16 protein-coding genes are annotated in these 24,822 nt (G+C 62.7%); 9 read left to right on the forward strand and 7 right to left on the reverse strand.

Annotation, left to right across the window (positions count from 1 at the left end; genetic code table 11):
• Positions 1–38: 38 nt before the first annotated feature.
• Both PIN31009_RS00185 and PIN31009_RS00190 read right to left on the reverse strand, forming a co-directional pair.
• Entirely contained in the window at positions 39–788 is a 750-nt protein-coding gene (locus PIN31009_RS00185) for an ABC transporter ATP-binding protein (RefSeq protein ID WP_058376603.1), read from the reverse strand.
• 8 nt (positions 789–796) lie between these two features.
• On the reverse strand, positions 797–1,576 hold the full coding sequence (locus tag PIN31009_RS00190) for an ABC transporter ATP-binding protein (protein WP_150682551.1): 780 nt from the start codon (positions 1,574–1,576) through the stop codon (positions 797–799).
• 537 nt (positions 1,577–2,113) lie between these two features.
• Between PIN31009_RS00190 and PIN31009_RS00195 the strand changes: the two genes are divergently transcribed.
• The gene (locus tag PIN31009_RS00195) at positions 2,114–3,298 is read left to right on the forward strand and encodes an MFS transporter (RefSeq protein ID WP_150788932.1); all 1,185 of its coding nucleotides are present in this window, start codon (positions 2,114–2,116) and stop codon (positions 3,296–3,298) included.
• On the opposite strand, the gene PIN31009_RS00200 is transcribed toward PIN31009_RS00195, so the two are convergent.
• Together PIN31009_RS00200 and PIN31009_RS00205 are read right to left on the reverse strand one after the other, a co-directional pair.
• Entirely contained in the window at positions 3,240–4,874 is a 1,635-nt protein-coding gene (locus PIN31009_RS00200; RefSeq protein WP_150788933.1) for a GMC family oxidoreductase, read from the reverse strand. The genes PIN31009_RS00195 and PIN31009_RS00200 overlap by 59 nt on opposite strands.
• Positions 4,875–5,038: 164 nt before the next feature.
• Positions 5,039–6,547 carry a CoA-acylating methylmalonate-semialdehyde dehydrogenase gene (locus PIN31009_RS00205; protein WP_150682554.1) on the reverse strand — a complete coding sequence of 503 codons (1,509 nt, stop codon included), beginning with the start codon at positions 6,545–6,547 and terminating at the stop codon, positions 5,039–5,041.
• 238 nt (positions 6,548–6,785) lie between these two features.
• Here PIN31009_RS00205 and PIN31009_RS00210 point away from each other — a divergent pair, with 238 nt between their 5' ends.
• The 5 genes from PIN31009_RS00210 to PIN31009_RS00230 all read left to right on the forward strand — a co-directional run bounded on the left by PIN31009_RS00210 (position 6,786) and on the right by PIN31009_RS00230 (position 13,121).
• Positions 6,786–7,661, forward strand: a complete 876-nt coding sequence (locus PIN31009_RS00210; RefSeq protein ID WP_150682555.1) for a LysR family transcriptional regulator — start codon at positions 6,786–6,788, stop codon at positions 7,659–7,661.
• A gap of 251 nt (positions 7,662–7,912) precedes the next feature.
• Positions 7,913–9,310: a class II fumarate hydratase gene (fumC, locus tag PIN31009_RS00215; RefSeq protein WP_425495445.1), complete on the forward strand. Its 1,398-nt coding sequence runs from the start codon at positions 7,913–7,915 to the stop codon at positions 9,308–9,310.
• A gap of 53 nt (positions 9,311–9,363) precedes the next feature.
• Complete coding sequence (locus PIN31009_RS00220; RefSeq protein WP_058376609.1) at positions 9,364–10,266, forward strand: LysR substrate-binding domain-containing protein; 903 nt, start codon at positions 9,364–9,366, stop codon at positions 10,264–10,266.
• A 215-nt stretch (positions 10,267–10,481) separates the two neighbouring features.
• A complete protein-coding gene (locus tag PIN31009_RS00225; protein ID WP_150788934.1) occupies positions 10,482–11,771 on the forward strand; it encodes an MFS transporter in 1,290 nt (429 codons plus the stop codon).
• A gap of 117 nt (positions 11,772–11,888) precedes the next feature.
• The gene (locus PIN31009_RS00230) at positions 11,889–13,121 is read left to right on the forward strand and encodes a metal-dependent hydrolase family protein (RefSeq protein WP_150682557.1); all 1,233 of its coding nucleotides are present in this window, start codon (positions 11,889–11,891) and stop codon (positions 13,119–13,121) included.
• 100 nt (positions 13,122–13,221) lie between these two features.
• On the opposite strand, the gene PIN31009_RS00235 is transcribed toward PIN31009_RS00230, so the two are convergent.
• Positions 13,222–14,601, reverse strand: coding sequence for a DASS family sodium-coupled anion symporter (locus tag PIN31009_RS00235; protein WP_087690859.1), 1,380 nt, complete (start codon positions 14,599–14,601; stop codon positions 13,222–13,224).
• A 389-nt stretch (positions 14,602–14,990) separates the two neighbouring features.
• Here PIN31009_RS00235 and PIN31009_RS00240 point away from each other — a divergent pair, with 389 nt between their 5' ends.
• Positions 14,991–16,166 (forward strand): hypothetical protein, encoded by a 1,176-nt coding sequence (locus PIN31009_RS00240; protein ID WP_150788935.1) that lies wholly within the window; start codon positions 14,991–14,993, stop codon positions 16,164–16,166.
• Positions 16,167–16,273: 107 nt separating this feature from the next.
• On the opposite strand, the gene trpS is transcribed toward PIN31009_RS00240, so the two are convergent.
• Together trpS and PIN31009_RS00250 are read right to left on the reverse strand one after the other, a co-directional pair.
• Positions 16,274–17,302, reverse strand: coding sequence for a tryptophan--tRNA ligase (trpS, locus tag PIN31009_RS00245; protein WP_058376614.1), 1,029 nt, complete (start codon positions 17,300–17,302; stop codon positions 16,274–16,276).
• A 325-nt stretch (positions 17,303–17,627) separates the two neighbouring features.
• Positions 17,628–21,233: an indolepyruvate ferredoxin oxidoreductase family protein gene (locus tag PIN31009_RS00250; protein WP_425495458.1), complete on the reverse strand. Its 3,606-nt coding sequence runs from the start codon at positions 21,231–21,233 to the stop codon at positions 17,628–17,630.
• 248 nt (positions 21,234–21,481) lie between these two features.
• On the opposite strand from PIN31009_RS00250, the gene PIN31009_RS00255 reads away from it, so the two are divergent.
• Together PIN31009_RS00255 and PIN31009_RS00260 are read left to right on the forward strand one after the other, a co-directional pair.
• Complete coding sequence (locus PIN31009_RS00255) at positions 21,482–21,943, forward strand: Lrp/AsnC family transcriptional regulator (protein ID WP_058376615.1); 462 nt, start codon at positions 21,482–21,484, stop codon at positions 21,941–21,943.
• Between the two features lie 538 nt (positions 21,944–22,481).
• A complete protein-coding gene (locus tag PIN31009_RS00260) occupies positions 22,482–24,776 on the forward strand; it encodes a TonB-dependent hemoglobin/transferrin/lactoferrin family receptor (protein WP_150789584.1) in 2,295 nt (764 codons plus the stop codon).
• Positions 24,777–24,822 lie beyond the last annotated feature (46 nt).

A 24,822-nucleotide genomic window follows, 5' to 3' on the forward strand; every position in this document is an offset into this window, starting at 1 on the left:
CGCCATGCAACGCATGGCAACGCGCCGGGTAGCTCACCTCATACGCCCAACAATTCGTGCAGCACCGGCATCTTCGTTTCCAGCTCGGGCGCGCCAAAGCGCTCCACGATCTTGCCGTGTTCCATCACATAGAAGCGATCGGCAAGCGGTGCTGCAAAACGGAAATTCTGTTCGACCATCACGATCGTGTAACCCCGCGATTTGAGCGTGGTAATCATGCGGGCAAGCGTCTGCACGATGACCGGTGCGAGACCTTCCGAAATCTCGTCGAGCAGCAGCAGATTCGCGCCCGTGCGCAGAATGCGCGCGACGGCCAGCATCTGTTGTTCGCCGCCCGAGAGTCGCGTGCCCTGACTATGACGACGCTCCTTCAGGTTGGGGAACATGTCGTAGATCTCTTCGATCGACATGCCCTTGCCGCCGTCTTCGCGCCGATTGCCGCGCATGCCGATGTACGGCGGCAGCATCAGGTTCTCTTCGCACGACAGGCTCGCGAAGATGCCGCGTTCCTCGGGGCAGTAGCCCACGCCGTGATGCGCGACCTTATAGGTCGGCAGATGAATCGTTTCTTCGCCGGCCACACGAATCGAGCCCTGACGCTGACCGGTCAGGCCCATGATCGCGCGCAGCGTGGTGGTGCGGCCCGCACCGTTGCGACCGAGCAGCGTGACGACTTCGCCACGGCCCACGGTCAGATCCACGCCGTGCAGGATGTGCGATTCGCCGTACCAGGCTTGCAGTCCTTCGACTTCGAGTGCGGGCACATTGCCGCCGCCGTTACCGTACATAGCCGTCCTCACCCGTGGGCTCCCTGCAATTCGCTGTCCGCGGTGCCCATATAGGCTTCCATCACTTGCGGATTCTTCGAGACTTCGTGATACGGCCCTTCGGCGAGCACCTCACCGCGTTGCAGCACGGTGATGGTGTCGGAGATGCCGGCCACCACGTTCATGTTGTGTTCGACCATCAGAATCGTGCGGCCGACCGACACCTTCTTGATGAGTGCCGTCACGCGATCCACGTCTTCGTGACCCATGCCTTGCGTGGGTTCATCGAGCAACATTAGTTCGGGTTCCATAGCAAGTGTGGTGGCGATCTCCAACGCACGCTTGCGGCCGTAGGGCAACTCGACGGTGAGGGTGTGAGCGAATTCGGTGAGTCCGACTTCGGCGAGCAGTTCCATGGCTCGCGCATCGAGCTGATGCAGCGACGCGCTACTGCGCCAGAAGTGGAATGCGGTGCCGAGGTTGCGTTGCAGGCCGATGCGCACGTTCTCCAGCACCGACAGGTGCGGGAACACGGCAGAGATCTGGAACGAGCGGATGATGCCGCGCCGTGCGATCTGTGCGGGCGCTTCGCGCGTGATGTCTTCGCCGTTGAACGTGATGGTGCCGGCGCTCGGCACGAGGAATTTGGTGAGCAGGTTGAAGCAGGTCGTCTTGCCCGCGCCATTCGGCCCGATGAGTGCGTGAATGGTGCCGCGCGCAACGCGCAGGTCGACCCCGTTCACGGCGGTGAAGCCACGAAACTCTTTGGTGAGTCCGCGGGTTTCGAGAATGTAATCGTTGTTCGCCATGTCTCCTGCCACATTCCTGGTTGGCGGTGTGAGGCGATTGGTTGGCCCCGGCACCATCGTCTGTGACAACCGCGAGGCACTCGGGTGACGCTGTCATTTGCGTCGCCCGCCGAATCTCTCGCGTCCCTCGCGTCGCGCCGAATTCTTGGTTCGGTCGCACATAGGGAAACGTTATTGTGGGCGGATTGCTGCAACGCGATCATTGGGATTTGCACTAGGCCTCGCACCACCTGAAACACGCATGTCTGCACGTGTTGCAGACCACTCGGTAACAATGCGCAAGCACCTCTCCCGGCCTTGTGGCATAAGGCTTTTGCGGCACACGCAAATGCAGGTGCGATAGCTAAAGTCGATGAGCGCGCAGCGGGGTGCGCGACCAACATTAGGTATTACTACGTAAGTTTTGGCGGCGAGTCTGGAAATCCGGAAAGCCGCGCACGCGCTGCGCCCCAGCCAATTCATCGGAATTTCACCAAACTTAGACGGCGCCGTTCATGACAGCATCGAGTGCTTCTCCGACGATGCCTGACCAGCCCCATGCGCCGAATCGAAATCCTGATCCTCATCAATGCGCTCACGGCGCTCAGCGCACTGCTCGTGGATGTCATGCTGCCGTCGTTTGAGGCGATGGCGCGAGCCTACCGCACAGATATCGACGCTATGACGGCCATCGTGGGCTATGTCCTCATTTCGTCTGCGGTACTGCCGCTCGTTGCCGGCCCTGTCTCGGACCGGTTTGGCCGGCGCAATACCCTCATCGCCGGTCTTGCCGTTGCGCTCGTGGGTGCGGTTGGGGGTGCATGGGCACCCAGCTATGCGTGGCATGTGGCGGCGCGCCTGCTTCAGGCCGGCGGATGTTCGGCATTCGTGCTGTCGCAAGCCATTCTTCAGGACGCTTATCCCGGTCACTCCGGTCTGCGTGTGCGCATCTTCACGCTCACGTTTAGTGGCATTTGCATCGCTGGTGCGCCACTACTCGGCGCTGCGTTGCAGGCGAGTGTCGATTGGCAAGCGAGCTTCTGGCTGTTTGCAGGAATGAGTGCTGCGACGTGCGCCCTCGCAGGCAAATGTCTGCCTGCGCATGCCACGCCTGCCACCCATGCTGCTCACAGTCCGACGACATACGTACGGCGCTATCAGCAGATCGTCACCCACCGAGTTTTCCTGAAGTACAGCGTGACCGGCGCAATGGCCTTTTCGTGCCACGTTGCCTTCGTGATCTTGTCACCGACGCTGTTTTTGGATCAGTTCGGTTATTCGATCGACGAATATGCTTACGTGCTTCTCTTCTATGGGCTCGTCAATGTCGCGTGTGGAATCGTCGCATCGCGATTGACGCGGTATATCGATATCCACCGGCAAATTCGCGTGGGCACCCAACTGTTCGCCTTCGCGGGCGCGTTGATGGTCCTCCTTGGCGTCGCCGCCACACCTCATGTCGCGACGATCCTGTGTCCCATGCTCTTCGTCTCGCTCGCCATGAGCCTGATCCGCCCCGCAACCGCCACGCTAGCGATGGCGTTATTCGAAACGCATGCCGGAACCGCAGCCGCAGTCATGGGCGCCATGCGCTTTCTCGTCGCGGGAGCGTTGGGCGTCGTCACGTCGATGATTCCGCTTTCGAAGATCGACGTGATGACGCTGCTGATCCCCGCGTGCGCTGTCACCGCCCTGCTTTGCGCGCCGCGCGAATCATGTCGCTCGCGCGTTCGGCAATCATGATCGTCGGCGAATTGGTGTTACCTGAGGTGATCACCGGCATGACGGAGGCATCCACCACGCGCAGGTTCTGCACGCCGCGCACGCGAAGTTCGGCATCGACCACCGCGTTGCGATCGTCGGCGCGTCCCATGCGGCAGGTGCCTACCGGATGGAAGATCGTTGTGCCGATATCCCCTGCGGCGCGCTTCAGATCCTCATCGCTCTGATACGACGGCCCCGGCAGATACTCGCGCGGCTCGTAGCGCGCAAACGCCGGCGCGCCCACGATGCGACGTGTGAGCTTGATGGCATCGGCGGCCACCGCAAGGTCGGCTTCCGTCGACAAGTAGTGTGGTGCGATGGCCGGTGCCACGCGCGCGTCGGGCGACGTCAAATGCACGTTGCCGCGCGACGTCGGCCGCAGGTTGCACACCGACGCCGTGAACGCGTTGAACTTGTGCAGCGGCTCGCCGAACTTGTCGAGCGAGAGCGGCTGCACGTGATATTCGAGATCGGGCCTTGCAACGTCTTCGCGGCTCTTCGCAAACGCGCCCAGTTGCGACGGCGCCATGCTCATCGGCCCGCGCTGCGCGAACGCATACTGCATGCCGATCTTGAGCTTGCCCCACAGACTGTTCGCGGTGAGATTGAGTGTCGTGACGCCGCGCAGCTTGTACACCGTGCGCAGTTGCAGATGGTCCTGCAAGTTCTCGCCGACACCGGGCAGATCGGACACCACGTCGATACCGAAACCCCGTAGACGCTCGCCATCGCCAATGCCCGATACCTCGAGCAGATGCGGCGAATTCACCGCGCCCGCCGCGAGAATGACTTCGGCACGCGCGAGCGCCGTGTAGTCGTCATTGCCGCCGCGATACGCTACGCCCGTGCAACGCGTGCCCTCGAACAACAACTTGCTCACGCTCGCGCCCGTAATCACCGTCAGATTCGGTCGCTCGCTGGCCGGGCGCAGAAACCCCTTCGCCGCACTCCAGCGCACACCGCGCCGCTGATTCACTTCGAAGTAGCCGATACCGAAGTTATCGCCGCGATTGAAGTCGTCGGTTTTGGGAATGCCCATTTGCTCGGCGGCATCGGCGAAGGAATCGAGCACACGCCACGACAAGCGTTGCTTCTCGACGCGCCATTCACCGCCGCTGCCGTGAAATTCCGAGCCGCCCTTGTAGTGATCTTCGCTGCGCTTGAACAGCGGCAGCACGTTGTCCCAGCGCCAGCCATCGTCGCCGGTCGCGTCGGCCCACACGTCGTAATCTTCGCGCTGACCGCGCATGTAGATCATGCCGTTGATCGACGAACTGCCGCCCAGCACCCGGCCGCGTGGATACGCGAGCGAGCGGCCATTCAGGCCCGCTTCGGGTTGCGTGCGATAGAGCCAGTCGGTGCGCGGATTGCCGATGCAATACAGATAGCCGACGGGAATGTGAATCCAGTGATAGTCGTCCTTGCCGCCCGCTTCGAGCAGCAGCACGTTGACGTCACGGTCCTGCGTCAGACGATTGGCCAACACGCAGCCGGCCGATCCTGCCCCCACGATCACGTAATCGAAGGTCTCTTCCTTTGCTGCCTGCTTGCTCATTCCCGCCTGTCTCCGTCGATGGCGCAGCGTTCGCCAGATAGCGACGCCGGCTCTGGTGCGGCGCCCGAGTGTGGTGGACTGCCGCCACCACCATCGGGTTCATTTTTATCGTGTCGTGTGACGCAGTCTATCCCGTCGCGCTTATCGTCACGCTTCCCGTCACGCTACTTCGCCACCGGCATGGTGAATTCCGCGCCCTTCGCGATGCTGTCTGGCCAACGCTGCATCACGCTCTTGAAGCGCGTGTAGAAGCGAACACCTTCTTCACCGTAAGCATGATGGTCGCCAAACAACGAGCGCTTCCAGCCGCCGAACGACTGCCACGCCATGGGCACCGGAATCGGCACATTGATGCCGACCATGCCGATCTTCACCTGACGCGAGAACGCGCGAGCCACGCCGCCATCGCTCGTGAAGCACGACACACCGTTGCCATACTCATGCGCATTGACGAGTTCGATGGCCGCAGCGAGATCCGGCACACGCACCACCGCGAGCACCGGCCCGAAAATCTCTTCGCGATAAATCGTCATGTCGGACGTCACGCGATCGAACAGCGTGCCACCGATGAAGAATCCCTTCTCGTGCCCCGGCACCTGCAAGCCGCGACCGTCGACCAGCAACTCGGCGCCCGCTTTCACGCCCTCGGCGATATAGCCCTCGATCTTCGCCTTATGTGCGCCGGTCACGACAGGGCCCATCTCCGACGCGTCGTCGGAACCCGGCCCGATGCGCAGCGCCTTCACGCGCGGCACCAGCGCCTCGACGAGGCGATCAGCCACCTGCCCCACCGCAACCGCGACCGAAATCGCCATGCAGCGCTCGCCGGCCGAGCCGTAGGCGGCGCCGATCAACGCATCGACTGCCTGATCGAGATCGGCATCGGGCATCACCACGAGGTGGTTCTTCGCGCCGCCAAGGGCCTGCACGCGCTTGCCGCGTCGCGTGCCTTCCGTGTAAATGTATTCGGCAATCGGCGTGGAGCCCACGAACGACAGCGCTTCCACATCGGGGTGCGCGAGCAGCGCATCGACGGCGACCTTGTCGCCCTGCACCACGTTGAACACGCCATCGGGCAGGCCCGCTTCGCGCAGCAGTTCCGCCATCAACAAACTCGCCGACGGGTCACGCTCGGACGGCTTGAGCACGAACGTATTGCCGCACGCGATCGCCACCGGGAACATCCACATCGGCACCATCGCGGGGAAGTTGAACGGGGTGATGCCAGCGCACACGCCGACCGGCTGACGCAGATGCCAGTTGTCGATGCCGCCGCCGATGTTGTCGCTGTGCTTGCCCATCAGCAACTGCGGCGCGCCGCACGCGTATTCGACGATCTCGATGCCGCGCGTGACTTCGCCTCGGGCGTCGGAAAACACCTTGCCGTGCTCACGCGAGATGATTCGGGCGAGGTCGTCCTGATGCGCGTCGAGCAGCGCCTTGAACTTGAACAGCACGCGGGCGCGCTTGAGCGGCGCCGTTTCCGACCACGCAGGCAAGGCGGCTTTTGCCGCGGCGACGGCGGCGTCGACATCTGCCTCGCTCGCCAGCGCCACGCGGGCCGTCACGGTGCCTTCTGCGGGGTTGTACACATCGGCAAAGCGCTCGCTGCGGCCAGCCACCTGTTGGCCGCCAATGAAGTGCTGCACGGTTGCAATATCAGCGCTACTCATGTTGGGTTTCCCTGAATTCGGTCTCTGCGTGGAATGGCAAGATGGCGTCAGTCAGCGTCGTGCCGCACCGCAACACAACGCTATTCGCCAAAGTGATTGCCTAGCGTACTGCCGGACGGCGGTGCGATCCAATGAGAAATTATGAAAAGCAATATAAGATGCCCTTATATTGCGGGGCATGAAGCGACGGATTTCTGCGCGTTGCTGCCCCGTTGCCACAGGCTCTGACCACCGTCGCATGGAACTCGCCCATCTTCGCGCCTTCGTCGCCATCGCCCATGAGGGCAACCTCACACGTGCCGCACAGCGCCTGCATCTCACGCAGCCAGCGGTCAGCCTGCAAGTCAAAGCCCTTCAGGAAGCCCTGCGCCTCACGCTCTTCACGCGCACCGCGCAGGGGCTCGCGCTCACGCGCGACGGGCAGGCGCTGCTACCGCTCGCCGAACGCATGCTGGCCGCGCTGGCCGATCTGCAACAGGCCGCCGGCGCACTGCGCGAGACGGTGCGCGGCCGCTTGCGCATCGGCACGATCCTCGATCCGGAATTCACGCGGCTGGGCGCCTTTCTCAAGCGTCTGGTCGAGTCGTACCCCCAGATCGAAACGGCGCTGCGCCACGGTATGTCCGGCTCGGTGCTGCAACAGATTGCTCGTGGCGAGTTGGATGTCGGCTTCTATCTGGGGCGTCCCGAGGGCGATCGCTTTCACACCATTACCCTCACACCGTTCTCCTATCAGGTGCTCGCCCCGGCGGGCTGGCGCGAGCGCGTGGCCCGGCGCGGCTGGCGCGAGCTGGCCGCCCTGCCGTGGATCTGGACGCCGCCCGAATCGGCCCACAACCGCCTGTTGTCGGCGCTGTTCGGTGCACTCGACGTCTCGCCGGTGAAGGTCGCCGAGGTCGATCAGGAGCCGTCGATGCTCGATCTGGTGAAATCCGGCATCGGCCTGTCGCTCATGCGCGACTCGATTGCGCTGCGCGAAGCCCGTGCCCACGGGCTGGTCATTGCCGACGGCGTGGCCGTGCCCACCGAACTCACCTTCGTCACGCTGGCCGCCCGCCGGGAGGAACCCGCCATTGCCGCCGCGCTGCAACTGGTCGCGGCGGTCTGGGCGTGACAGAATACCGGCGGCGCAGAAAATGGCCGGACAGCGGCTGAAAGGTGGCTGCAATAACGGCCGAATCACCACCCGACGTGGCATCAGAGCCCGCAAAAGCCGCCACCCGAACACGCGAGGCCCCCGCAATTCATTCCCATGACACGGTTTTCCACCGGGATGCCTGTCATGTCGAATCGTCATTGAAGTTCTACAATTCAGAGTCCGCCCCCACCCAATTGCATGGGGCAGACGCTTGTCTCTCTACAAGGATGTTGATCATGTCTGTGAGAATGGAACGCGATACTTTCGGCGAAATTGCAGTGCCTGCCGATCGTCTTTGGGGTGCGCAAACGCAGCGTTCGCTGCAAAACTTTAAGATTTCCTCGGAAAAGATGCCGCGCGAACTCGTGCGCGCACTGGCTCGTGTCAAGCGCGCCGCCGCCGAAGTCAACAAGGGTCTGGGCGTGCTCGACGCCAAGAAGGCCGATGCCATCATCAAGGCCGCCGACGAAGTCGTCGCCGGTCAGCATGACGACGAATTCCCGCTGGCCGTGTGGCAGACCGGCTCGGGCACGCAGTCGAACATGAATATGAATGAAGTGCTCGCCAACCGTGCCAGCGAACTGCTCGGCGGCGTGCGCGGCGAAGAGCGTCTCGTGCACCCCAACGACGACGTGAACAAGGGCCAGTCGTCGAACGACGTGTTCCCGACAGCCATGAGCGTGGCCGCCCTCGACGCGCTGATCAACCACCTCAAGCCGAGCGTCGGCCAACTGCGCGACACGCTCGCTGCGAAGGCCCACGCGTACGACAACATCGTCAAGATCGGCCGCACCCACCTGCAAGACGCCACGCCGCTCACGCTGGGTCAGGAAATCTCGGGCTGGGTCGCGCAGATCGATCACGGCCTGAAGCACGTCGACGACGCCCTGCCCCACGTGGCAGAGCTCGCACTCGGCGGCACCGCCGTGGGCACCGGCCTGAACGCCCACCCGGAATTCGCGCAGAAAGTGGCGGAAGCGCTCGCCCGCGACACCGGCCTGCCGTTCGTCACCGCCCCGAACAAGTTCGAAGCGCTCGCCGCCAACGACGCCATCGTCAATGCGCACGGCACGTTGAAGACGCTCGCCGCCAGCCTGATGAAGATTGCCAACGACGTGCGCTGGCTCGCCAGCGGCCCGCGCTGCGGCATCGGCGAATTGCAGATTCCGGAAAACGAACCGGGCAGCTCGATCATGCCGGGCAAGGTCAACCCGACCCAATGCGAAGCGATGACCATGCTCTGCTGTCAGGTGCTGGGCAACGACGTGGCGATCAACATCGGCGGCTCGATGGGCAACTTCGAGCTGAACGTGTTCAAGCCGATGCTCATCCACAACTTCCTGCAAAGCGTGCGCGTGCTGGCCGACGGCTCGGTGAGCTTCAACGATAACTGCGCCATCGGCATCGAGCCGAACCGCGCCCGCATCGGCAACCTGCTCGAAGAGTCGCTCATGCTGGTGACGGCACTCAACCCGCACATCGGCTACGACAAGGCAGCCGCCATCGCCAAGAAGGCGCACAAGGAAGGCACCACGCTCAAGGCAGCGGCGCTGGCACTGGGCCACGTCACGTCCGAGCAGTTCGACGCCTGGGTGCGCGCGGAGCAAATGGTCGGCAAGCGCTAAGCATCACGCTGATTAAGCTGCCACCTTAACGCTCACAGGAGACCCCGCCGCGCATGCCCATCTCGCCGTTGCCGCCACTGCACTGTCTCGTCGCGTTCGACGCTGCCGTGCGGCACGCGAGCTTCACCCGCGCGGCGGCGGAGCTCAATCTCACGCAAAGCGCGGTCAGCCGTCAGATCGCGCAGCTTGAAGAGTTTCTCGGCCGCACCCTCTTTACGCGCGAACATCGCACGCTGCGCCTCACCGTCGCAGGCCAGCGCTACGCTGAGCAGATTCAACGCCTGCTCAACGAATGTGCCGAGGCCACCGCCGACCTGATGAAGCGTCGCGGCGACCTTGAACTGACCGTCGCCTGCTCATCCGGTGTCGCCGTGTTGTGGATGACGCCGCAACTCATGCGCTTTCGCGCGGCCCACCCCGACGTCAAGATTCGCGTGATCGTCAAAGACGGCCTCACCTCGCTCTCGGCGTCGGAGTTCGACCTCGGTGTCTATTACGTGCGAAACGATCTGCCGCCCGACTTCGCGGGCCGGCGGCTCTTCGACGAAGAAGTCTTTCCCGTCTGCTCCCCCGCCTATCTCGACGGCCGCACGCTCAAACCCGCCGATCTCGTCAACGAAACGCTGCTCTTCATCGAAGACGGTCAGCGCAAGTGGATGTCGTGGCAAGACTGGTTCGAGCTGCAAGGCGTGAGCGCGCCCAAGTCGCCGCGCATGGTCAGCGCCAATTACTACCCGCTGCTCGTGCAGATGGCCATCGAAGGCGGCGGGCTGGTGATGGGCTGGCGTCATATGATCGACCCCTGCCTTGAGGCGGGTCTGCTCGTCCCGGCGTGCGACGCGCGCGCAAGTCTGGGCGGCGGCTACTATCTCGTGTGGCCTGCCGAGCGCCATGAGCATGCGGCGGCCCGAATTTTCCGTAATTGGATCTACTCACAAACCCGTTTGCCGTCATAGGGTTAGAGGCCATCTGACAAAGTTGCTATGCGCTGCACGCATGGCAACATGCGGAATTATCGTTTTTCCTGTCATTTTGTCTGACCTATGTTGTGGTTCATCCGCGCATGTTCGTGCCGTAGGGCGAACGTGATCCGACAAAAAAGCAGGCGTATTACCGGCATGACGTGACTTCTCGCACGCAACGGACGCCACCCATCCTCCGGGAGACCCAGATGCAGGCGACGTACGCAGTGCCTCAAGCCAACCTGGACCGCCAACGCCGTCACGCCATTGTGGCGACGGTGATCGGCAATGGTCTGGAATGGTTCGACTTCACCGTCTATAGCTTCTTCGCGGCGATTATCGCCAAGCAATTCTTCCCCACCGGCGACGACCTCTCGTCGTTCCTGCTGGCCGTGGCCACCTTCGGCGTGGGCTTCTTCATGCGCCCGGTCGGCGGCATCGTGCTCGGCGTGTATTCCGATCGCGTCGGCCGTAAGGCGGCCCTGTCGCTCACCATCCTGTTGATGGCCGCCGGCACGGCGATGATCGGTCTCGCACCGACCTACGACCAGATCGGTCTGGCCGCGCCTGTGATCATCGTGCTCGCGCGTTTGCTGCAAGGCTTCTCGGCCGGCGGCGAAATGGGCGGCGCCACGGCGTTCCTCACCGAATACGCACCGGCGAACCAACGCGCCTATTACTCCGCATGGATTCAGTCGAGCATCGGTTTTGCCGTGCTGCTCGGCGCGGCGGTGGGCACGTTCGTGACGACGGAACTGGACAAGGCGTCGCTCGAATCGTGGGGCTGGCGTGTGCCGTTCATCGTGGGCATGTTGATCGGCCCGGTCGGCTTCTACATCCGTAGCAAGGTCGATGAGACGCCGACGTTCCAGCACGCCGAGAAGTCGAATACGCCGCTGCGCGACGTGTTCTCGAAGTACCCGCGCGAAACGCTCGCAAGCTTCTCGATGGTCGTGCTGTGGACGATCTGCACCTACGTGCTGCTGTTCTACATGCCGACGTATGCCCAACGCGTGCTGAAGTTGCCGGCCGCCAATGGCTTCACCGCCGGCATGGTGGGCGGCGCCATGATTCTGGTGTTCGCACCGGTTGTGGGACGTCTGGCAGACCGCTACGGCCGCCGTCCGTTCCTGTCGGGTTCGGCACTGCTGATTCTTTTGCTCGCATGGCCGATGTTCACGTATCTGAACGTGGCACCGGGTCTGCAATCGCTGCTGACGTTCCAGATCGTGTTCGGCCTGCTGATCGCTTGCTACACGGGCCCGATTCTCGCGGCATTCTCGGAGCTGTTCCCGCCGCAGGTGCTGTCGACCGGCCTGTCGGTGGCGTACAACTTCGCGGTCACGATCTTCGGCGGCTTCGCTGCGCTGATCATCACGTGGCTGATCGCCCGCACGGGCAGCAACATGGCCCCGGCGATCTACGTGATCATCGCGGCGGCCATCAGCTTCGTGGGTACCCGCTTCGTCAAGCCGCTGCCGTACAAAAACAAGGCCTGACCGTTTCATAGAAAAGGCGCGCCCTCACCGGCGCGCCTTTTTGTCATTTCGCTGAATTGCGCTGCAATTCGCTGCACCTCTGCACCAACACTCCAACAACGTCCAAGGAACTCCCCCATGTCCGTTACCCTGCTTCGCGGCGGCAATGTGCTCGACGCTGCCGCCGGCCGCTTGCTCGCGCGCCACGACGTCGCCATCGAGGGCAACCGCATCACCGCCGTCTCCGCGACGCCGCTCGACATCGATGGCGCGACCGTCATCGACGTGACCGGCAAGACCGTCATGCCCGGCCTGATCGACTGCCACGTGCACGTACTCGCCTCGCATCCGAACCTCGGCACCAATGCCAGCCAGCCCAACGTGCTGACCGTGCTCAAGTCGCTGCCGATCATGCAGGGCATGCTCAACCGCGGCTTCACCACCGTGCGCGACGCCGGCGGTGCCGACTGGGCGCTGCAACAAGCCATCGAACAAGGCGTGATCCCGGGCCCGCGTATCTTCCCGTCGGGCAAGGCGCTTTCGCAGACCGGCGGTCACGGCGATTTCCGTCCGCGCAGCGACGTGCTGGAGCCGTGTTCGTGCGCGTTCCGTGCGGGCGCTATCGGCCGGGTGGTCGACGGTGTCGACCCGATTCGTCTGGCCGTACGTGAAGAGATTCAAAAGGGCGCCACGCAGATCAAGCTGATGGCTTCGGGCGGTGTCGCGTCGCCGGTCGACCCGATTGCGAACACGCAATATTCGGAAGACGAAATCCGCGCAGCGGTGGCAGAAGCCGAAGCCGCGCAAACGTATGTGATGGCCCACGCGTACACGCCGAAGGCGATCGCACGCGCCGTGCGCTGCGGTGTGCGCACCATCGAGCACGGCAACCTGTGCGACGCCGAAACGGCCAAGCTCATGGCAGAGAAAGGCGCGTACGTGGTGCCCACGCTCGTGACCTACGACGCCCTCGCCAAGGACGGTGAATCGCTGGGCCTGCCGCCGGAATCGGTGGCGAAGGTCGAGAGCGTGCAACGTGCGGGCCGCGAGTCGCTGTCGATCTATCGCGACGCGGGCGTGAAGATGGGTTTCGGTTCCGACCTGCTGGGCGACATGCACAAGTACCAGTCGGATGAACTGACGATTCGCGCCGACGTGCTGGGTGCCGCCGACACGCTGCGCTCGGCAACGGTCATCGGCGCCGAGATTCTGAACCGTGTGGGCGAGCTGGGCGTCATCGCCCCGGGCGCACTCGCCGACGTGCTCGTCGTCGACGGCAATCCGCTGGAAACCATCGGCGTGCTGACCGGCCAAGGCGAAGGCATTCAGTGGGTGTTCAAGGACGGCAAGGTCGCAAAGCAGCCGCAGTAATCGCGGCTGCGACATCGCTTCCGATGGCATGAAAAAAACGCCGTGACGTTCTACACGTCACGGCGTTTTTCATTGCGTCGCTACTTCGACGCGTTGCGAATTATCGCCACAGCGTCCACGCGAACGCCGTGATCACGACCACGCAAATCAGGTTGATGAAGAACCCGGCATGCACCATCCGGCGTTGCGGCACTTGCCCGGTGCCGAACACGATGGCGTTAGGTGGCGTCGCCACCGGCAGCATGAACGCACACGACGCGCCGATACCGATCACCATTGTCAGCAACGCTTCCGGAAACCCTAAGGATACCGAAATAGTGGCGAAGATCGGCACCAGTATCGCCGCACTCGCGGTGTTGCTCGTGAGCTCGGTCAGAAAGACGATGAACGCCGCGGTGATCAGCAAGACCGCCAGCGTGTGGCTCATCGCGAAGACACTCGACACACCTTCCGCCATCACCACACTCGCGCCGGAATTGCGCAGCACCACACTCAACGTCAAACCGCCCCCGAACAGCAACAGGACACCCCAATCGGTGTGTTCCTGAATCTGCTTCCAGCTGGCTACGCCCGTCATGCCGATCAAGACCGCTGCTGACAACGCAATGAGCGTATCCAGTTGCTTCACGCCACCGAGTAACTGGCTGATCTGCTGACTGAAGATCCAACTAAGCACCGTACCGGCGAAGATCGTCACGGCGACGACGCGTTGCGCGGTCCAGACCATGGGTTCCGTCGTCGTCTCGATCCGCTGGTCCAGTCGCGGTCGCAGCACGACATACATCGTGACCACCATCAGCGGCAACAACACCGCAACCAGCGGTACGCCAAATTTCGCCCACGTCAGGAAGTCAATACCCAGATGCGTCGCCACCATCGCGTTGGGCACGCTACCGACGATGGTGCCCAAGCCGCCGATGTTGGCGCTATACGCAATGCCGAGCAGCAGGAACGCCACGGTGTTGCGGTCGTCCCGCGTGTCGAGTTGCGCGAGGATGCCGAGCGCGAGCGGCAACATCATCGACGTGGTGGAGGTGTTGTTCACCCACATCGACATGGCAGCCGTCGCCCCGAACAACATCCACGCTGCGCGGTTCATGCGACCACCTGCGAGATGCAGCAGCCGGTTGGCGAGAAAACGGTCGAGTCCCTGAACACGCAGCGCCGTCGCCAGCGCAAAGCCGCCGAAGAACAGAAACACGATGGGATGTGCGAATGACTGCAAGGCCGCTGGTGTTTCCAGAATGCCGAGCAGAACCGCGAGCACGGGCACCATTAGCGCGGTCATGGTGAGGTGCACGGCTTCCGATAGCCACAACACCGCGACGAAAGCGGCCAATGCGAGGCCGCGGTTGGTTTTGTCTTCGAACGGCAAGACAAGAATCATCGTCACCATCATCAGGGCACTGGCCGCCAGCACCCACATATCGCGTGTGGACACGGCCCAGGTGCGTGCCACCTTTCCAACAATATCGTTCATCTCCTGATACCTCGATCCATGTAGTCGTTTTGATTGGCGGCGCCCTGACCGCTTTGGGGGGGTGATCGAGGGCCACACGGCGAGTTCGCCCGGCGCTTTACGTCCAGTGAAGCAAAGCAGCAGTGACTCGCGCGCGTACGTTAGATGCCTATTTACCGAAGTAACGCCAAGGGAAAAGGCCCAAACACGTTTTGGGCCGGGAGTGAGGGGGGAATCAGAGGGGGAGCGCAGAGGGGACTGGCAATGTCCACTTGGCGAAACATGAACGGGGAAACCGAAAGCGCGTCGCTTCGAACGGCAGAAAAATTGGCCCGGCTACGTCAGATAGCGTCGGCACGTGACGAAGCATTTCCTGAAACTGCAAACGCCGTCGGAGGAAGCCACTCAACATGTCATCCGAATTTTCATTCACCCCATGGAAACCTTGGAGTTCCGATGTCTATTCTCTGTTTGATGCGTCGCTGCCTGACACCAAAGTGCCTCACCCCTCGGTTGCCGGAGGCCGGTCAACCAACGAGTTACATCGCGACATCGCCGCAAAGCTTGAGGGCTTGAAAAACGTTGCATGGCAACTGGGCGAAAGCCGTTTCGAGACCATACCGGCAGCGCAAATCGATGCGGCGATCGACGGTCTTGCCAAAGCGATGAGGAAGATCGATGAGACGGTATGGGACAAGACAGGCACACCGGGCCGTCACTGCAATCCACTGCATTGCTTTCGGCGGTATGCGCGCAAACAGAGTGATGTACCCGACACGAAAGAACTATCAAAGTCTGCCCGCCATCTTCACGAGAGCTTGCAGCATATCGACGGTGCTTTGAGCGGTCTGTTGACTACCACGTCGACGTTGTGCGCTGGCAAGGAAAGCGCGGACAACGTTGTGACGCAGGCCAATTTGATCAGTGACGTGCGAACGCATCTCGACGCCGCCCGCAGATGCCTGCCCTCGTCGAAGAATCGGTTCAACACAAAGGCTGTGGTCGTCGCGCTGCTTGCGGCCGCGTCGATAGCCATCACGGTATGCGCATTTGTGGCGTCCGGCGGGACCATCGCTGCCGCACTCTTCGCATTCGGTATCGCAGTCACGTTAGCCAGTTCGATCAACACCATCCTCAACCAACGCTTTTACCAACGCGACACCGGCTGGAACGAGTTTTCCAAAGCCATCGACAAGCTGCACGATCTCACCATCACCCAACTGGAGCAACGCATGAACACCGTAAATTCCTATCGCACGCTCAAAGGCATCGAACATCTCACACAAGAAACGGGAAACTTGCGCAATGACGTCAGGCATCTCGGAAAAGAAATGGGGGAGGCGCGCAATAACATCGGACATCTCAGACGCGCAACGGACGGTATCGATAAACGAACGACAACGATAGGGAATGACATCGCGGGGCTTCGTGCTGCATTTACCGGTCACAGTAGTGACATCGCCGACATTCGAACCGCGCTCAGTGGGCAGAGCAACGACATCAGCAACCTTCGTTCCTCAATGGACGCGTTGAATGCCACGATGGAGCGCATGCGAAGAGATTTTGAAGCTGCCCGCTCGACGTAAATTTGATGGCATCAACAAAAAAGGGGCAGCCCTCGCGGACTGCCCCTCTCGACATCTGAAGCGCGTACTTCACATCAATATTGCGCTTGTGTCTTGCGCTTACGACGTCACTTCTTCCAGCCCGGCGTGACGAACACCGAGCGCACGTCATCCAGCGTTTGCGACACGGTTTCGCGGGCACGTTCAGTGCCGGCGCGCAGCATATCCCACACGTATTCCGGGTTCTTCGCGAATTCTTCGCGGCGCTCGCGCATCGGGCGCAGCATCTCTTGCAGACGCTCTTCCAGACGTGCCTTCACCTTCGAGTCGCCCAGACCTCCACGCACGTAGTGGTCCTTCATGGCTTGCACGCCTTCCTTGTCTTCATCGAACGCATCCAGATACGCGAACGCGACATTGCCTTCCAGATGCCCCGGGTCTTCCACGCGCAGGTGCAGCGGATCGGTGTAGCAATTCTTCACGGCCTTGCGAATCTCGTCCGGCGAGGACGAAATGTTGATCACGTTGCCGAGCGACTTGCTCATCTTCGCCTTACCGTCGATACCGGGCAGACGGCCGATCGGCGGCACGAGGGCTTTCGTTTCGACCAGAATTTCGCGATCGGCCAGACGATTCAGCCGCCGCACGATTTCGTTCGTCTGCTCGATCATCGGCAGTTGGTCTTCGCCCACCGGCACCAGCGTTGCGCGGAACGCCGTGATGTCGGCGGCCTGACTAACCGGATAGGTGAGGAAGCCGGCGGGAATATCGCGTTCGAAGTTACGCAGCCCGATTTCCTGCTTCACGGTCGGGTTGCGCTCGAGGCGCGCGACCGTGACGAGGTTCAGGTAGTAGAAGGTGAGTTCGGTCAGCTCGGGCAGCCACGTCTGCACGCAGATGGTGGTCACGTCCGGGTCGATGCCGACGGCCAGATAGTCGAGGGCCACTTCCGAGACGTTGCGATGCACCTTGCCGCGATCATCCGTGTTGTCGGTGAGCGCCTGTGCGTCGGCCACGAGGACGAATTGTTTGTATTCGTGCTGATAAGCGACGCGGTTCTTCAGACTGCCGACGTAGTGACCCAAATGCAGCGGGCCAGTCGGGCGGTCACCCGTGAGAATGACCTTGCGGTCCGCAGGCGACTTCGAAACACTCATTTTCTTCTCCATAATCAACCGCTTATTGAACCGATGACTCAACCGGCTACTTAGCAGATTGGTGGGCTGACCACACCCGCCGAGCCGCGCCAAAACCCTCCGTCGCATGCTCAGCCGGCATCGAGTCGACCCACTCGCGTAAACCGTAACCCCCGAATGGTAGCGCGTTGGCCGGATGCCGGTATGGAAACGGCTTACGTGATGCCAATTCGGATAGCGCGGCACGACCACTTTGCGCGCCCAAATAAAAATGCCGTTCAGTCTTGCCACTGAACGGCATTTGCCAACATATCACTTACGGGTTGCCGCGTTTGATGGCGCCCGCCTAGCGCGCCGTCACCACCGGAATGCCCTTGAGGGACTTGCCGCTGCTGCGCGCGTGGGCCAGTGCTTCGGTCACGGCATCGCCCGTGGCCGGTGTCACGTCGAGACGGCCGGCGATGGTCGCTTCGACACGTTTCGCCATCACCAGATTCGCCAGCTTCACATGGCCATAACCGCGAATCTTTGCCGGCACTTCGGCCAACGCTGCGACATCCGCCAGCGTCTCGGCGTTCAGACCGGCCAGCGCCTGACCGATGGTCGCACGGTAGTCGGCGATCAACTGACGCTCCATGCGGCGCTCCAGCGTGTAGCCGAACACATCGAGGGCACCGCCACGCAGGCCGCGCAGCTTTGCCATACCGCGCAAGACCGGCCACAGCCACGGGCCGATCGTGACCTTCTTCGGCGCACCACCGTCCTTGCCGCGCGCGATGAGCGGCGGGGCCATGTGGAACTCCAGACGGAAGTCGCGGCCCGGCTTGCCGTCGAACGTCTCGCCCAGCGCATCGGTGAACGACGTCTCGGCATACAGACGCGCCACTTCGTACTCGTCCTTGTACGCCATCAGACGCGAAAGCTGCTGCGCCACGGCACGCGACACACGCCCCGGTGCACCCGCCACTCGCGTTTCCGCATCGGCGACCTGCTTCACGAAGCTCGCAAACTGCGCCGCATACGCCGCGCTCTGATACTTCGTCAGCAAATCGACGCGGTGTGCGACGAGTTCGTCGAATGACATGTCCGCCGCCACCGGCGCATGCACCGGTTGATTCACGGCCTTGGCCGTCGTTTGCGTCAGTGCCGTCGGGTCACCAGCGGCAAGGCGGCCAATCGCCAGTGCCAACTGGTTCATGGGCACGGCAACGTTGTTCAGTTCGATCGCACGTTGCAACGCGTCCAGCGACACCGGCACGAGACCAAGTTGCCACGCAAAGCCGAGCATGATGATGTTCGCGCCCATCGTGTCGCCGAGGAAGCGCTGCGCCAGTGCCTGCGCATCACACGCGTCGAGCTTCTCGTTGCCGGCCGCATGACGCATCTTCGCCAGCAACGCGTCGGCGTGCAGGTTGGCATCGGGGTTCTGCACGAACGTCGCGTTCGGAATCGCATGCGTGTTGACCACCACACGCGTGCGGTCGCGGCGCACGGTTTGCAGCGCATCGGCGCTCGCCCCCACGACCATGTCGCAGGCCAGCAGCACGTCGGCCTGTTGCGTGTCGATACGCACTTGGTTGAGCGCCTGCGGCGTGTTCGCAAAACGCACGAACGACAGCACCGCGCCGCCCTTCTGCGCAAAACCCATGAAGTCGAGCACCGAAGCGCTCTTGCCTTCGAGGTGCGCCGCCATCGTGATGAGCGCGCCAATCGTGACCACACCCGTACCGCCCACACCCGTGACCATGATGTCGAACGGGGCATCGCCGGCGAGTGCCGCCGGCTGCGGCAGCGCGTTCAAACGCCCTTCAAATGCGGCCTGATCGAACGCCGCAGCGAGCGCCTTCTTCAACGCGGCGCCCTTGACCGACACGAAGCTCGGGCAGAAGCCGTTCACGCACGAGAAGTCCTTGTTGCACGACGATTGGTCGATGCGGCGCTTGCGGCCCATGGCCGTTTCCACCGGCTCGACGGACAGGCAGTTCGAGGCCACGCCGCAATCGCCGCAGCCTTCGCAAACGGCTTCGTTGATGAACAGACGGCGATCCGGATTCGGGAATTCGTTTTTCTTCCGACGACGACGCTTTTCGGCCGCACACGTCTGGTCGTAAATCAGCACGGTCGCGCCCGCAATCTCGCGCAACTCGCGCTGCACGGCGTCGAGTTCGCTGCGGTGATGGAACGTCGTGCCCTTCGGAAACTGACCTTCGTGGCCGACGTACTTCTCCGGCTCGTCGCTCACGACCACCAGCTTGGCGATCCCTTCGGCTTCGACCTGACGCGCAATCTGCGGCACCGAGATCGAACCGTCGACAGGCTGCCCGCCGGTCATCGCCACGGCGTCGTTGTACAGAATCTTGTAGGTGATGTTCGCCTTCGAGGCGACCGCCTGACGAATGGCAAGCAGGCCCGAGTGGAAGTACGTGCCGTCGCCCAGATTCTGGAAAACGTGCGGACGTTTGGTGAAGTTCGAGTGTGCCGCCCAGTCGACACCTTCACCGCCCATCTGAATCAGGCCCGTGGTGTCGCGGTCCATCCACGACGCCATGAAGTGGCAGCCGATACCGGCCTGCGCAATGGAGCCGTCAGGCACCTTGGTCGACGTGTTGTGCGGGCAGCCCGAACAGAAATACGGCACGCGGCGCACGCCGTCGGCTTCGTTCGAGAGGATGTCGTGCGCCACGAGATCGACCACCCGCTCGCGGCGATCGAGCGCCGGGCGATGCTTCGCGATCCATTCGGCAAACACCGGCAGAACGCGCGACGGGCGCAGTTCGCCGAGTGCGGACAACAGCGCGCGGCCATCCGTGTCGGTCTTGCCGAGCACGATGGGACGCGAGCCGGTCGTGCGGTTGTACAGATACTCCTTGATCTGCTGCTCGACCACCGGGCCCTTCTCTTCGATGACGAGAATTTCCGTGAGGCCGGCCACGAAGCTGTCAATCCGCGACATCTCCAGCGGGAACGACTGGCCCACCTTGTAGATGCGCACACCCGCAGCAGCGAGGTCTTCGATGGTGATGTCCAGACGGCGCAGCGTCTCCATCAGGTCGAGGTGCGCCTTGCCGCAGGTGACGATGCCGATGTCGGCGTCCGGCGTCGGGGCAATCCACTTGTCGATGCTGTTCACGCGAGCGAACGCGCGCACGGCGTCGAGTTTCGCCGCCAGACGCGTCTCGAGCGCGAGGCTCGGCAGGTCAGGCCAGCGGTTGTGCAGACCGCCTTCGGGCGTCACGTAATCGAGCGGTTCGGCCCAGTCGGTGCGGATCTTGTCGAGATCGACGGTGCCGCGCGACTCCACGGTTTCCGAGATCGCCTTCAGGCCCGCCCACGCACCGGAGAAGCGCGACAGCGCGTAGCCGTAGAGACCGAATTCGACGAGTTCGCCGATGTCGGCCGGGTTCAGTACGGGCATGCTCCACGACATCATCGTGAAGTCGCTCTGATGCGGCATCGACGACGACACGCAGCCGTGATCGTCACCCGCCACCACCAGCACGCCACCGTGGCGCGACGCGCCATAGGCATTGCCGTGCTTCAAGGCATCGCCCGCGCGATCGACACCCGGGCCCTTGCCGTACCACATGCCGAACACGCCCTCGACGGTGCGCTCCGGATCGGCTTCCACGCGTTGCGTGCCCATGACGGCCGTGCCGCCGAGTTCTTCGTTGATCGCCGGCAGAAACTTGACCTTGGCCGCGTCGAGCAGCTTCTTGGCCTTCCACAGTTGCTGATCCACGCCGCCGAGCGGCGAGCCGCGATAGCCGCTGATGAAGCCCGCCGTGTTCAGGCCGCGCGCGGCGTCCAACTGGTGCTGCATCAGCAAAATGCGCACGAGCGCCTGCGTGCCGGTCAGGAAAATCTGACCACGGCTAGCGGTGAGCGCGTCGGAGAGTTGATAGTCGGGATGGGCCAGCGGGTTGGCCGTGGGCGTCGCGAGCGCGGCGCGCATGGGGGCATTCATCGTGTATCTCCTGATCCCCGTGCGGCCCGCGCCGGCATCTTGTGATCAGGGAAGTGATCGAGGCGGGGCGTGCTTCGGGGGCGTGTCGTTATGTTCGTTGTCGCGCCCGGCCCAGCAGGACAGGCGAGCGTCCGTATGGAAGCAGTGTATGGGGAGGCAGGAGAAAGATTTTTACTATTTCACTCGGTTTGGCGCAGAATAAGAAACGTTCATTTCGAAATAGGCCATTTTGGAAAATGGAATTACTCGACAACTTTGCGCGGCAGATCCTGCGCCTTTTGCAGATCGATTCGCGCCGTTCGGCGCAGGAACTCTCGGAAAACGTGGGGCTGTCGGCGACCCCGTGTTGGCGGCGCATCAAAGAGATGGAGCAGAACGGCGTGATCCAGCGCTACACGGTGCTGCTCGATCGCGAGAAGCTCGGCCTGCACGTGTGCGCGCTGGCGCACGTGCAACTCACGCGCCACACGGAAGGCGGCACGGAACAGTTCGAGCGCGAGATCCGCACCTGCCCTGAGGTGACGGAGTGCTATAGCACCACCGGCGAGGCCGATTACATCCTGAAAATCGTGGCGCCGGACATCAAGGCGTACGACGCCTTCCTGCACGAACACATCTTCCGCCTGCCCGCCGTCGCCCACGTCAAAACCAGCGTGGTGCTGCGCGAAATCAAGTTCGATACGAGCCTGCCGGTCTGACGGCAATCGGATCACAAGGCGGGGCGGCCGTGCCCCGCCGCGCCGTCCCCTCGCCGTCCCGCCGCCTTGCCAAGCCTTCCCGTCCATTGACACCGTCGAGGAAATTCCCCCTTGACGCCGGTTTCATTTATCATTAAAAATGCGAATGATTCTTATTTAAGTTCGTTGTCCCGAGGCCGAAAAACATGCGGCCGGGTGGCACGAGATTTCGCCAGCCGCGCCTGCCAGCGTGTTTCGACCGGTCGTTTTCGACATCGGGGGAACACGACGATTGCCACGAGCGCTTGCCAGCCAGCAACGGGGTTTTTTGCACTGGGAGCCAGCAGTGAAGCAGTCGTCGAGCGGCGGGGACCGCCAATTTGTCATGACCACGCGCCGGGGAAACGGCGCCAACCCTTCGATTCGTAACAGCCGCATCGCCGGCAACCGTATCGAAGACTCGCGTAGCGAACGCGCTCGTGAGAACCACCGGCGTCTGCGTCCGCTGGTGCGTGCGGTGTTTGCCGCCGTCTGGCTGCCTGCCGGGCTCACCGCCGGAATGACTGCCGCGTACGCGCAGCAGACACCGGCGCAGGCTCAGGTCGAAACGACGACTGCGACAGGTGCGACGGCTACGTCGGCCACGGCGGCCCAGTCCGTCCAGCTCGCGCAGGCATCGCCCAAAGCACCGTTGCAACTCGCGGAAGCCAACCTCAGAGAGGTGAACGTCACGGCCACGCGCACGCGCACCGAATCGGACCGCACGCCGGCATCGATCTCGGTCATCACCGATCAGGATCTCGAAGAGCAGCAGGCGCAAGACATCAAGGAAGCGCTGCGCTACGAGCCCGGCGTTACTGTGCGCCGCGCGCCCTATCGTCCCGGCTCGGCCGCATTGGGTGGCGGGCGCGACGGCAATTCGAGCATCAACATCCGCGGTCTCGAAGGCAACCGCGTCGCCCTCTTCGAAGATGGCATCCGCATGCCGTCGGGCTACTCGTTCGGCCCGCTCGAAGCGGGTCGCGGCGACTACATGAGCATGGACATCCTGCGCCGCATCGAAATTCTGCGCGGCCCGGCGTCGTCCCTCTACGGCAGCGACGGTCTGACCGGCGTGGTCAACTTCCTGACCAAAGACCCGCAGGACCTGCTCGACACCTTCGGCAAGTCGACCTACTTCTCGCTGCGCCCGTACTACAACTCGATGGACCGCAGCTTCGGCACCACCGCGCAGGCTGCGTGGGGCGGCGAGCAGTGGCAGGGCATGGTGATCATCGACAGCAACAAGGGCCACGAGCTCGACAGCAAGGGCACCAACAACAGCGCCAGCACGGCACGCACGACCGCCAATCCGCAGGACAGCAATGGCGACTCGGTGCTGGGCAAGCTGGTGTTCAAGGCCACGCCGAGCTCCACCTTCAAGCTCACGGCCGAGAACGTGCGCCGCCGCGTGGACACGCAGGTGTTGTCGGCGGTGAACCCGCCCACGACGCTGGGTCTGGCCACCAGCGATCGTCTGGAGCGCAATCGCGTCAGCCTCGATTACGACTTCAACGACGCGTCGCAGGCGTATGTGCAGAACGCGCACGCGTTGCTGTACTTCCAAGATGCGAAGAACAACCAGTACGCGTACGAAAATCGCACGGCGGGTGCCCGCACGCGCGACAACACGTACAAGGAACGCACCATCGGCGGGTCGCTGCAAGCCGAAAGCAACTTTGTTACCGGCCCGCTCGCGCACAAGCTGGTGTACGGCACGGATGCCAGCAGCGCGTTCATCACGAGCTATCGCAACGGCACGGTGCCGGGCGCCGGCGAATCGTTCCCGAACAAGGCGTTCCCGGATACCGACTACACCCTCTTCGGCGCGTTCTTGCAGGACGAAATCCGTTACGGCGCACTGACCGTCACGCCGGGCATCCGCTACGACGCATACTGGCTCTCGCCGAAACAGAACGACCCGCTGTATGTCTCGCAATCGGCTAACGGCAAGCCGGTCGCGCCGACCTCATCGAACGACTCAGCGTTCTCGCCGCGTCTGGCGATCATGTATGAAATCGCCCCGTCGCTGATTCCGTACGTGCAATACGCACGCGGCTTCCGCACGCCGACGCCCGATCAGGTGAACAACGGCTTCTCGAATCCGCTGTACGGCTACATGTCGATTGCCAACCCGAACCTGAAGCCGGAAACGAGCGACACGGTCGAGCTGGGTCTGCGTGGGCGACTGGCCACCACGTTGGGGCCGGTCACGTATAGCACCGCCGTGTTTGCCGGCAACTACCGCAACTTCATCTCGCAGCAGAACATCAGCGGCTCGGGCCGCCCGAACGATCCGCTCATCTATCAGTACGTGAACTTCAGCCGCGCCCGCATTCAGGGCTGGGAAGGCCGTGCCACGTGGGCGCTCAAGGGCGGTGTGACGTTGCGTACGGCCATGGCCTACACGCACGGCACCACCGAGGACGATGGGTCGAGCAGCCAGCCGCTCAACACCATCAACCCGTTCTCGATGGTGCTCGGCGTGCGCTATGAACCGAACAGCACGTGGTTCGCGCAAGCCGACCTGCTGTTCCAAGCGGCCAAGTCGCAAAGCCAGATCGCCAAGACCTGCACCTCGGGTATGCAGCAAAACCAGACCTGCTGGGCGCCGGGGTCATCGATCGTGCTCGACCTGTCGGGCGGGTATCACATCAACAAGCACGCCACGGTTTATGCGGGCGTCTACAACGTGTTCGACCGCAAGTACTGGAACTGGTCGGACGTGCGCAACATCGCCGAAACGTCGAACGTGAAGGACGCGTATTCGGCACCGGGCCGCAGCGTGGCTGTGAGCCTGAAATTGCAGTACTGACCGATCGAATCGTCAGGTTGACGAGATTTTTCGCAAGATCAGATTA

Source organism: Pandoraea iniqua (assembly GCF_902459685.1).
GTDB classification, from domain to species: domain Bacteria; phylum Pseudomonadota; class Gammaproteobacteria; order Burkholderiales; family Burkholderiaceae; genus Pandoraea; species Pandoraea iniqua.